General features: G+C 56.5%; 8 protein-coding genes, 2 tRNA genes and 1 pseudogene. 8 read left to right on the top strand and 3 right to left on the bottom strand.

Features of this window, described 5'->3' with window-relative positions:
• The first annotated feature begins 109 nt into the window (after positions 1-109).
• The 4 genes from AB4N44_RS03540 to AB4N44_RS03555 all read left to right on the top strand — a co-directional run bounded on the left by AB4N44_RS03540 (position 110) and on the right by AB4N44_RS03555 (position 5,057).
• Positions 110-292 (top strand): DUF6026 family protein, encoded by a 183-nt coding sequence (locus AB4N44_RS03540; protein ID WP_016983768.1) that lies wholly within the window; start codon positions 110-112, stop codon positions 290-292.
• Between the two features lie 209 nt (positions 293-501).
• Positions 502-2,250: a phosphoethanolamine transferase CptA gene (locus AB4N44_RS03545; RefSeq protein WP_160040249.1), complete on the top strand. Its 1,749-nt coding sequence runs from the start codon at positions 502-504 to the stop codon at positions 2,248-2,250.
• 249 nt (positions 2,251-2,499) lie between these two features.
• Positions 2,500-4,278 (top strand): hypothetical protein, encoded by a 1,779-nt coding sequence (locus AB4N44_RS03550; protein WP_460158178.1) that lies wholly within the window; start codon positions 2,500-2,502, stop codon positions 4,276-4,278.
• Positions 4,279-4,280: 2 nt separating this feature from the next.
• Positions 4,281-5,057 carry a hypothetical protein gene (locus AB4N44_RS03555; protein WP_460158179.1) on the top strand — a complete coding sequence of 259 codons (777 nt, stop codon included), beginning with the start codon at positions 4,281-4,283 and terminating at the stop codon, positions 5,055-5,057.
• A 243-nt stretch (positions 5,058-5,300) separates the two neighbouring features.
• Here the strand turns inward: AB4N44_RS03555 and AB4N44_RS03560 are convergent.
• Together AB4N44_RS03560 and AB4N44_RS03565 are read right to left on the bottom strand one after the other, a co-directional pair.
• Positions 5,301-5,396: transfer RNA gene (locus AB4N44_RS03560), tRNA-Sec, on the bottom strand.
• A 48-nt stretch (positions 5,397-5,444) separates the two neighbouring features.
• The gene (locus AB4N44_RS03565; protein ID WP_127927887.1) at positions 5,445-5,576 is read right to left on the bottom strand and encodes a SelB domain-containing protein; all 132 of its coding nucleotides are present in this window, start codon (positions 5,574-5,576) and stop codon (positions 5,445-5,447) included.
• A 232-nt stretch (positions 5,577-5,808) separates the two neighbouring features.
• On the opposite strand from AB4N44_RS03565, the pseudogene AB4N44_RS03570 reads away from it, so the two are divergent.
• A pseudogene (locus AB4N44_RS03570) lies at positions 5,809-6,021 on the top strand (DUF6124 family protein); the annotation flags it as partial.
• Positions 6,022-6,299: 278 nt separating this feature from the next.
• Entirely contained in the window at positions 6,300-10,037 is a 3,738-nt protein-coding gene (locus tag AB4N44_RS03575) for a hypothetical protein (protein ID WP_460158180.1), read from the top strand.
• A 158-nt stretch (positions 10,038-10,195) separates the two neighbouring features.
• Here the strand turns inward: AB4N44_RS03575 and AB4N44_RS03580 are convergent.
• Positions 10,196-10,291, bottom strand: a tRNA-Sec gene (locus AB4N44_RS03580).
• 528 nt (positions 10,292-10,819) lie between these two features.
• Between AB4N44_RS03580 and AB4N44_RS03585 the strand changes: the two genes are divergently transcribed.
• Together AB4N44_RS03585 and AB4N44_RS03590 are read left to right on the top strand one after the other, a co-directional pair.
• The gene (locus tag AB4N44_RS03585) at positions 10,820-11,095 is read left to right on the top strand and encodes a DUF3077 domain-containing protein (protein ID WP_160040254.1); all 276 of its coding nucleotides are present in this window, start codon (positions 10,820-10,822) and stop codon (positions 11,093-11,095) included.
• Positions 11,092-11,358 (top strand): short-chain dehydrogenase, encoded by a 267-nt coding sequence (locus AB4N44_RS03590; protein WP_150775626.1) that lies wholly within the window; start codon positions 11,092-11,094, stop codon positions 11,356-11,358. Before AB4N44_RS03585 ends, AB4N44_RS03590 begins: the two co-directional genes overlap by 4 nt.
• Positions 11,359-11,553 lie beyond the last annotated feature (195 nt).

Raw genomic sequence — 11,553 nt, forward strand, 5'->3', positions numbered from 1 at the left:
AAAAAAGTTCCATTCACAGGCAAAAGAAATCAAAATCGGCGCCGATAGTAGATCTGTACCGCAAGCCGGGACGACCTACAGTTGATGCACGCCATTTGCGAGGTGAGCAATGGGCACAGTACACACAGCAATGCCGCCACAAACCCTGTACGTGACGATTCGTCGCGATGAATTGCGTCAGTTGAAAGACGAACGCGACCAGTTGAAGCAGGAGCTGGCGCAACTGCGCCTGTTGACCCAGGGTGCGCAACCGCAACCTTTGCCGGTCGTTCAGCGTCATCCCCACGCCTGATCCCCCGCCTGATTCGGGAACGGCAGCGGCTGTTCCCGACGCGCTACCCTCTGGCTGCATGCCCCACGGCAAAAGCGCCGCTTAACAAAACTTTCACATTCTCTTCGTAATACTCCGCCCCATTCTGGCCGTACCTGCGTGTACGGCCTCCGTTCGTCGGCTTCATGGATGTTCCGGCGGTGGTTGTAACGAGTGAGCTGGAGCGCCGAATGGCATTGTTCAAACGCAGCAAAACGACTGCGACAGGTTTCGATTGGGCCGGTTTTCTCTGGCTGTTTGTATTCTTCTGGTACTTCTCGGGTATCACCCAACTGCTGATCCAGCTGACCGGCACTTCCGGCTTCACCGGGTTCCGTCAGGCGTTCGTCATGAGCGCGATCTGGCTGGCGCCGATGCTGCTGTTCCCCAAACGCACCAAACTGCTCGCCGCCATCATCGGCGTGGTGTTGTGGGCCTGCTCGATGGCCAGCCTGGGCTACTTCTTCATCTATGAGCAGGAATTCTCCCAGAGCGTCATCTTCATCATGTTCGAGTCGAACGTGTCCGAAGCCGGCGAGTACATGACCCAATACTTTGCCTGGTGGATGGTCCCTGCGTTCCTCGCACACACTGCCTTCGCTTACTTCCTGTGGACGCGTCTGCGCCCGGTGTACATGCCCCGTGGCCGTGCATTCGTCGCAGCAATGGCCATTCTGATTGCAGTGATCGGTTATCCGCTGGTCAAGCAAACCCTGCGCATGGGCACCTTCGCCCAAGGCTTCGAGAAATTCGAAACCCGCATTGAGCCGGCGGTGCCATGGCAGATGGTCGTGGCCTATCACCGTTACCAGGAAACCCTCGCCGACATGCAGGGCATGCTGCACAACGTCAGCAAGATTCCGCCGCTGAAAAATCTCAAGGATGCCTCGGCCGATCAGCCGAAGACCCTGGTGCTGGTCATCGGTGAGTCGACCAACCGCCAGCGCATGAGCCTCTACGGTTATCAGCGCAACACCACCCCGGAACTCGACAAGCTCAAGGATCAACTGGCGGTGTTCGACAACGTCGTCACCCCTCGCCCCTACACCATTGAGGCGTTGCAGCAGGTTCTGACCTTTGCCGACGAAGAAAATCCGGATCTGTACCTGTCGACGCCGTCGCTGGTCAGCATGATGAAACAGGCAGGCTACAAAACCTTCTGGATCACCAACCAGCAGACAATGACCAAGCGCAACACCATGCTCACGACCTTCTCCGAGCAGGCCGACGAACAGGTGTACCTGAACAACAACCGCAACCAGAACGCCGCGCAGTACGATGGCGACGTGATCGAGCCGTTCAACAAGGCGTTGACCGACGCGGCACCGCGCAAGCTGATCGTTGTGCATTTGCTCGGCACACACATGAGCTACCAGTACCGCTATCCGCCGACGTTCGACAAATTCCAGGACCGCAACGGCGTACCACCGGGCGTGCGTGATGATCAGGTGCCAACCTACAACAGCTACGACAACGCCGTGCTGTACAACGACTTCGTGGTGTCGAGCCTGATCAAGGATTACGCCAAATCCGATCCGAACGGCTTCCTGCTGTACCTCTCGGACCACGGTGAAGACGTATTCGACTCGGTGGGCCACAAGACTCTGGGTCGCAACGAAAACAAACCGACCGCGCCGATGTACACCATCCCGTTCATGGCCTGGGCGTCACCGAAGTGGAAGGCCAACCACGACTGGAACTTTGCCGGCGATCTGGATCGCCCGTACAGCAGCTCGCACTTGATCCACACCTGGGCCGACCTCGCCGGCTTGAGTTTCGATGAGCTCGACCGCAGCAAGAGCCTGGTCAGTGACAGTTTCAAGGTGCGGCCACTGCTGATCGGCGACCCGTATCAGACCGATCAGCGTGCACTGATCGACTTCAGTTTGATGAAGCCGAAGAAACCGACCGCAACCGTCGCTGACGCCGTGGAGCAATAACGTTGCGTTGGATGTGCAGGCATGAGAGCAACTGAATAGCGCTCTGCCTGATCGTTGAAAAGCTCTGTATCGAAAGATGCAGAGCTTTTTTTATGCCTTCGGAAATCCGGATCGTTCGATGAACGATCCATTGTGCAAACGCCTACCGCACGTCGGATTTCAGCCCGCACCTGTCAGATCTGACAGGTGCGCAATTCCACCAATCCGCTTTCAATCACTCCGTCACCTCACCGAACGGAGCACGCCCCCATGTCCAACCCAACACCGGATGCCCTGAAGTCCCTCTACTTCCCTGCCCTGAACCCACTCGACCCAGCGGAAGACTACGATGGCGGCATCCCCATTCGTGCGGTGGAAAACGGGTTGCAAGGCACTGTGCCTGCCTGGCTCTCCATGAGCATCGGCGACCGGGTCGATGTTTTCTGGAACAACGCTACGCAGGCAGTGTGGAGCAAGACCATTCAATACGAGTCCGAACTCAATCGGGATGTGACCTTCACCCTGGCCAAGGATTTTGTGCTCGACGGTGATGCCACCAACGTTTACTACAAGATTTCCGGCAAGAACCATCCCGGCGAAGAATCCAGGCCCCGTTTGAAACTGCTGATCAAACTCACCCGCCCCGGCGAATACGACGACATCCCCGGTGATGACGGCCACTCCGACCTCAATTTTTCCCTCGACCGCTACGAAGTCGACCAGGACTTTTTGGAAACCGACGTGGTGACGATGCGCATCACCCCCTACCGCAACCTGACCCGCTACGACCGCATCCACGCCCGCTGGGGCAGCCAGCAAGTGTTGCATCTGGTCAGCCCGGAACAAGCGGCGGATCCGCTGAAAAACCCCATCGACATCACTTTCGATTACACGCTGATCAAGGCCGCCGGCGATGGCTCAGCGGTGGCCGTGGCGTTTCAGGTGGTCGACCGCTGCGGCAACTACCCCGACGAGCGCGCGCCGTGGTCAGCCCTACAGTCGGTGCTGGTGGACATGAACGGCGACCGACTGGACTCACCACTGGTGCTGGTCCAAGGCAAGCCGACCGATCGGGTGGACCTCGACACACTGGGTGACGACGACGTCATCGTTCGCGTGTACACGCCGACTAAAGACTTTGCCGTGAACGATGAAGTGCTCCTGACCTGGACCGGCACCCCCGCCCAAGGCCCGCAAATCATCGTCGGCCCGTTATCGATGCCGGTGGAGTTCGTGCCCTTTCAGCTCGACTTCACCATCCCCAACGAAGCCGTGCGCGCCATCGCCAAGGGCAGTGCGTCGGTGGGTTTTGTCCGGCGCCGCGAGGGTGAATCCGACCGCCCCTCGAAAAACGCGAGCGTCAGCGTCGTCGGCGACATCAGCCGATTGCTCGCGCCTGGCGTCGCCGAGGCACCTGGCGGGACGTTGCCAGTCGATACACCGTGGGCGACGGTGAGTATTCCGTGGTACGTCGGTCGCAACGGCAGTGATCTGCTGAACCTGATCTGGGAAGCAAAGGCGCCCGGCGGCGACCCTGTTTACTACGAGGACCCGCGCCAAGTCGGCAACGTAGCGGATGGCGAGCCCGTCTTGCGCGCCGTTGCCCAGAGCGATATCCAGCGTTTCGATGGCCTGAGCGTCAAGGTCTACTACGTCGTCACCAACAGAGACAACCTGCTGCTGAGCGTGCGCGAATCGCTGCCATTCATCATGCAGGTGGGCGTGCCAATGCCGACCTTTGATCGCCCGGAAGTCGAAGAAGCAGACGCCGATGACGTGCTGGATCCGGACAAGGTGTCGCCGACCGGCGCAACGCTGGTCGCGCCCTTCCTCGGCACCCAGGACAAGGACCGCGTGACCTACCGCTGGCGCGGCTCGGCCAGCGGCGGCAGCACCAGCGATTATCTGGACATGATTCCGGCCACGGTGGGTAAACCGGTGAAGTTCACGGTGGGCAAGGCATTCGTGACTGCCAATCGTAACGGCACGGTGGTGGCGGATTACAGTATTCAGCGGGGGGAGAAACGCTGGGGCATTCGCGGGAGTTGACGTTGGGAGTTGGCCAGGCAACTGCTCCAACTATCGATGCGGTGATAGGCTCTCCCAGCAATGTTGAAATCCCTCAAGGCGGGGAAACGGAGGAAACGGCCGTAACCCTGAGCGGCATCGCTGCCAAAGGCCAGAAAGTCGAAATCTTTGACGGCGCAGTCTCCAAAGGTCCGGCACCTGCAGATCCCACAACCGGTGTCTGGACGCTGCTCGTCAGTGCCCTGGCTGTGGCTGCACACAGCTTTACCGCCAAGGCGTTGTATGGCAGTGAGATGTCATCCAATCCTCCGAGAACCTTAAGGGTAGTTGAGCCTTATATAGAAGAAAACTTCGACAACGTAGTAGATCAAAGAATTGTCGATTTAAATGCAACAATGGAAACTCCACTAATGACTATTAAAAATTTACTTGATGGTGCCGGCCCTCAGTATTATGCAGCAATTTGCAACACTGATGATTTTTACCCAGAAAAAATAAGTGGAAAAGTGCTGTTTATCAGTCACTTTTACACCGACTTCTACGGCAAATCATACATAATAAACCTTAAAAATCAATACAAAAAAATATCATTCTGGATAAAATCAGACAGAAGCATACGTGGACATATCATCCTTAAAAACGGCACAACCAACGTAGGACAACTAACAGTTAGCGGCTCTGAACTTACTCCAAATCTCTGCGAAATAGCGTCATCCGATTTTTTCAATGCAATAGAGCTAAATATGACCGGAGGCTTTTCATTTAAATACCAGATCGATCACATTCGACTATATAAATAACTACAATTACAGTTAAACGGAATTAAACGGGGGCAGACCACGTTATCTGCATTTCTGATCGAAGATCGCAGTCTTCAGTAACTCCTAAGCGATTCATTGTAGGAACTGCTGCAGGCTGGGACTAAACGGGGCCAGACTACGTTTTTCCAGCATTTCGAATTAAAAGATCACCAGCCTTCGGCAGTTCCTACAGATATGTGAGTAGGAGCTGCCGAAGGCTGCGATCTTTTGATTTGTAAGAACTGGCGGAAGGCAGCCGGAGTCGAACCTGCCCAGGAGCGGATGCCCTCCCCAACCAAGTTTGAAGCCCGGCCGCGCCACCGGGCGCGATTGCCTTCCTTGAACTCATTGTGCGTCGGCGTGGGCCAGCGCGTTGTCGGAGCGGATCTAGCGGGATTCACCGATACGCCTTGTCACGCCGATGCGATCAAAATACTCCAGATACTTTTTGCCTTTTAAACTCCTGCGTTTAAGAGACACCTCAAGACACGTCTTCAAGGCTACATATCCTTGCGCCATTGCCTACAGCTACGCCAGAATCCGCCGGTTTGTGCGCCTTGGGGTTGGGCCTTATCGTGGATCGGTCGCTGACGAATCAGCGATCGGGTTTAGCGATCCGATACCTTACAGACGCTCAATCCCCAGTCTCAATTGCAGCTTTGTCTGTCTGCACTTGGCGTCATGGTGGCTGTGCGTGGGAGACCTTCGGGTCTACCCGGGGTTTCTGTGACCCGGATCGCTAACCTGCGTACAGCCGCCACCCCGTAAAACCCGCCGGATGTACGCCGTCACCGCGGACTTCAAAAACGAGGAATTGCTGGCCGATGCCTGCGAAACCCTCGCCTCCGCCAGAACCATCGCCAATGACTTCCAGCGACGGACGCTTTCAGGGATCGCGCAACTGATCATGCTGGGCGAACTGGCGGTGAATCGGGTGATGGATAATCTGGATTTACCCCAATAGCGCACCCCCACCGATGATCGTTCCCGCGCTCCCGCGTGGGAATGCCTCAACGGACGCTCTGCGTTCGGCTCTGGAAGGGACGCAGAGCGCACCGGGCTGCATTCCTTTGCTGCGCGCGGGAACAATCAATCTCTAAGGCTTTTTCAGCATCGACTCGACCTCTCCCAAAATCACCATCCGTCGGATTCAAGCCCGCACCTGTCAGATCTGACAGGTGCGCAAATCGCTATTTAGCCGTTCAATCACTCCGTCACTTTCCGCCACGGAGTCCCCCTCCCATGTCCGCCAAAGACCAGCCTGACAACGCCCCACTGATCCTCAATGAACTCAAGATCCCCGGCCGTACCGGGCCAGTGTCCGAAACGCCCAAGGTCTGGGGCATCAACCGCGCCGCGGCACTGGACAATTTTCCGCGTCAGGGTCTGTTGTGCCAGGCCGGGCCTTGGGCGCCGATGAATCGCCTCGACAAGCTGGTGATCTACAAGGACAAGACCCAGGAGATATTGCCAAAAACCGTTGATGAGAACGAAGTCGGCACCGAGCTGCAAATGTTCGTGGAGGCGCGGCATATCACCGAGGGCACATACACCTTGTCCTACAGCGTTACCCGGCAGGGCGGGACGGCCGAACATTCGCTAGAGATGCAGGTGCTGGTCAAGCTCACCCGCCCAGGTGGCGAGGATCATAGCGAAGAGCCGGGGCATCCGGATCTGGTCATGACCATCCCTGAGGAGATTCTCAAGGGGGGTATCGACGAGGATAACGTCGCCGCTGGCGTACTGATCACCATCGGCAACGCCGATGGCAAGCCACCCTATCCATTCGCCGCGGCCGGCGATGTGATCCGGTGTAGCTGGGGCGGCGTATTTGTACTCAGCGCCCCGCTGACCCAAGCGCAGGCTGATGGCACGGACTCAATCACCGTGAAGATCGAGGAAGGCAAAATCCGCAAGGCCGGCGACTCCGACGACTCGGGTCTGGCTGTGGTTTTCGAGGTTTACGATCTGGTCGACAATCGATCATCGGACTGGAGTGTCGAACAACGGGTGTTGGTGGCAGTGGACACAACGCGCTTGGTCGCGCCATTGCTCAAGGAGGCGCTGAACAATGTGCTGGACGTCGACAAACTGGGCGACGCCGACGGCACAGCGCAGGTCTGGGTGTCAGGCTCCTCGTTCAAGGTCGGCGACATCCCCATCCTGACAATCAAGGGAACACCACAAGAAGGCCCGCCGGTTGATATTGAAGTGCTGGGTGAAGCCTTGGTCAGCGTGCCGACCACCCATGAAACCAAAATCGCCAATAGCCTCCTGCGCCAATTGGCAAAAAGCCAGATCGCCCTGTCCTATCGCCTGAAAAAGGCCGATGGCTCTGCTGATCTACGTGCCAAAACCCAGTTCATCCGCGCCATCGGCGAAGTCCAGCGGCTGGCCGCGCCGATCATGCTGGACGAGGACTCCGGGGCGCTGGACCCGACGCTGGCCCAGATACGCCTGGAGATTCCATTCGACAAATCCTTTGCCGAAGGCCAGGTTCTCAAGATATTCATGCTCGGCACCACGCCTGGTCTCAAACCTTACCTGCCTGACTTGCCTCTTCGCCTCATCACCCGCAACGACATCGTTGCGGCGAAACCGTTGTTGTACAACATCGACGGCAAACACCTGGCCCCGGTCAACGGCGGCACGGCGGAGTTCTACTACCAGCAACTGATCGAGGATGCGGTACTCGCCACGCTGGACAAGTACGCCGCCACCCGCGCCATTCGCGAGTCGATCCACACCGACATCCTGCAAGTCGGCGAACCGCGCCTGGAACTGCCCGAACCAGTGGTGGCTGGCGTGGTCGACGGGGTTCTGCCAGCCGACACCGCCGGCACAACCCTGACCGTGCCGTACACCGAAACGGTCAAAGGCGATGAAGTCTTCATGTTCTGGATCGGCTCGATCACCGACGAATACCCCGATTCGATCAAGCTGAACGAATTCACCGCCGGTAAGCAAGTACCGTTCACCATCCCGGCCGAGGAGATCAAGGGCAATGAAGGCGGGACGGTGATCGCCCGGTACGAAATCAAGCGTGCGGATGGGCGGACGAGTTATGCCGAGCCGCTGGAGTTCAGTGTGGGGGTGGCGCTGGAAAACCCCTTGCCATTGCCACATATGCCGGAAGCCACCGGCACAGGTGCCAACGTATCGTTGGCGCCGCTGAACGTGCAAAACGGCGCCCGAGTGATCGTGGCCTACACCGGCATGAACGAAACACATAACATCAAACTGAGCATGCTCGGGACACCCGGCGTCGGCTCACCGGACATCCCGGCCAAACCGGGCGTTGCCAGCGGCAGCGTCGAGTTCCTGATTCCCGCCGAAGCCATTGCAGCCAACATCGGCAACGAAACCAAAACCTTCACACTCAGCTACGAAGTCACCGCAGGCCAGACAACTCCATCTTTGCCTCTGACCGTCAGCGTCACGCCGCTGCCTGCGACAGAGCTGGACAAAATCAGCATCGAGCAGGCCGAGGGCACGGTGCTGGATCTGGCGAAGGTGACGTTGGGCGCAACGATTCTCGCTGGCGTCTGGGCATTTATAGCCGCCAATCATCGGGTAGGACTGAACCTCAAAGGTACGAAGAATAACGGCGATGCCTTCCATCACGTGGTATGGCCGTGGCCGTCTTCCTACGTTAATCAAAACTGGTTCAACAGCGGTCAATACACACATACGCTGGCGTACAACGCCATCAAGGACCTGGCGGATGGCAGTCGGCTGGAATTGCATTTCAAAGCGGCGTTGACGTTGAGTCGTGAGGAGGCTGAGGCGATTGATGCGCCGGTGAAGGTTTATACGATCAGAGCCCTCGATCTGAAAGAGCCTCGTATCAAGGAAGCCAGTGACGACAGTCTCGATCCATTCGCGGCCAGCGACACACTGACCGCTGTAATTCCGGCTTACACAAACATGATCGGGACCCAGGTCAGCGTGACCTGGAGCGGCACGCCCGGTGAGGGCAGCGCAACGGCCGGCCCCTTCGAGGTGACCGCGCAAGCAGACAAGGAAGTGGCGCTGCCGAATTCAGTGGTCGCGTTCAATCTAGGCAAACCGGTGAAAGTGACTTACACCGTCATCCGTAATGCCGTACCGCAGAATTCGGATGAATTGGATCTGACTGTGCTATCGATTACTGATGGCGATACGAATCTTCCGACGCCAGCCATCGACGGGGCGATAGGCGATGAACTGGAAGTGATGGAACTGGCGGAAGGTGCGCAACTCAGGATCGAAAAATGGCCGTTGCAGGCTTCGAATCAGTGTATTTGGCTGCGTTACGACGGAACTAACAAGAACGGTGACGCCGTAGAAAAAACCTTCTGGGCAGGAGAAGCGCATCAACAGGTAGAAGGGTTGGTAACGCCGGCACAGGTTGCCTGGTTAAGAGAACTAAAAAATGGACTGCCGCTGACGATTAGCTTCAAGGTAAACTTCAATAAAGTGGCAAATACTGATAAAGCGGTTGTTTTCCCCATTTGCACCTATATTATCAAATCCAAAAACCTTTCATCAGGGCATGAGAACTGGGACAACGCAGACATTCAAAGCTTTAAAATTGACACGCCTATCAAATTTGAAAGTGGAATCATCTTCACTCTTTTATCGGCCCTCTCTCCAACACAGGTATTTCGGACATTAGACACCCCCGAAAGCCTTAGACCTATATTTGGACAAAGAACACTGCTTTGCACTAATAGAACTAGCGGCAAATTTAGTTGGAATGGAGTGGCCACCAAAGTTTCATTCGTAGTAATGCACGTTGACGGTAACGATACGCATCAAGTAATTTATTACAATGATCAAGAACAGCTATATAGCGAGTTTATTCCACTCGCAAGAACTCAGCCAGCCACAGTGAAATATGAAGCGACCACTGGACAGTACATCTCCCACTTCATTCTAAAGTGTTTAAGCGAACCTATCGACCCCGGTTTCTTCCTTGATGAAATAAACTGGTCTTAATAACTTTTCGAGCATGGGCAATACCAGACACTTCAAACGTTAAGTAGAGCCAAGCTACATTTTCTGCACTGTTGATTAAAAGATCGCAGCCTTCGGCAGCTCCTAAACCAATCCCTGTGGGAGCTACCGAAGGCTGCGATCTTTTGCTTTTGGCAAACTGGCGGAAGGCAGCCGAAATCGAACCTGCCCGGGAACGGATGCCCTCCCCAACCGGGTTTGAAGCCCGGCCGCGCCACCGGGCACGATTGCCTTCCTTGAACTCATTGTGCGTCGGCGTTGGCCAGCGCGTTGTCGGGGCGGATCTGGCGGGATTCGCCGACGAGGTCGAATATTCCAGAGACTGAATACAGCGTTTGCGTCCCAGGTTGGTGGAACATCAATTGATGACACCTCACCATTTTGTCGACGTGGGCTCTGCGATATTCAGCATCATTGGGCGCTCATCAATGTTCATCGCGAGTAGCTTTTCTCCTACAAGAAAGCCCGGCAAACTCCGGAAGATTGCAGCGGTTGACTGTCCTGCTCTCACTCCCTATCCTCGCGCCTGTCACGACTCATTCGTGATCGGGTTTGACGGCTCGGACTTCCTTACTACGCGCATAGCCTTTCTCTGCTCGTGCACTTTTGTGCCCGCTCATTGCCTATGGTGACTGTGTGTGGGGCATCTTCGGATGCGCCGGGTTTGTGAGGACCGGTCCGTCAACCTGCGCACAGTTGCCACCCATTCGTTTGACGGCGATCAAGTGGCAGCTCTCTTTAACTCTGAAAGAGATACCTCACTTATGAAGCAAGCAAACACAGCCTCGACTCCCTGCGACCACATCGCTCACCACCCCTTCCGCGTCCGTCCCGACCTCTCGCTCCTCGACGCCCTCGAACACGCGGCCGTCTACCTCAACTGCGCCGAAGCCCTCGCTCACCAAGCCCCTAGCGTCGCTCGCCCGGATCACAGCAGCTCGCTGCGCTGGGCCAGCCAGCAAATGCTCGCCAACGCCCGCGCACTGGTCCTGGCTTCCATCGCCAGTCAGCACACCGCTCAGACCAGAGGTGACGTATGAAAGCGCACCTTTCGATGACCCACAACGAGGACAGCATTCCGGTGTTACTGGTCTCCACCGAAGCACCACTGGATGTCTTGCACGCTAGCGCGGCCAGTCGCTTTTTGGCGGTGACGCAGATGATGGAAAGTCTGGCCAGTCTGGATATCTCGTCCGCCAAAGGCGCCGATGTGCAGCAACTGGCCCATGCAGCGGCGATGTTGTTGCGTGATGGCTGTGACGTGATGGATGTGCTGGGCCGGCAGATTCGTTTGCGGGTCTGATATCGGCAAGATCAAAAGATCGCAGCCTTCGGCAGCTCCTACAGGGATCGGTGCAGGCGCTGCCGAATGCTGCGATCTTTTACGTTTGAACCGTGGTCGAGCCAACCGCTGAAACACTTTCAAATAACAATATTTCTCGTTTGATACTAAATCCCCGCCCCACGCCTCGTCTTTGAACAAACGGATTTTTTCCCT

Source organism: Pseudomonas sp. S3_C06 (assembly GCF_054667675.1).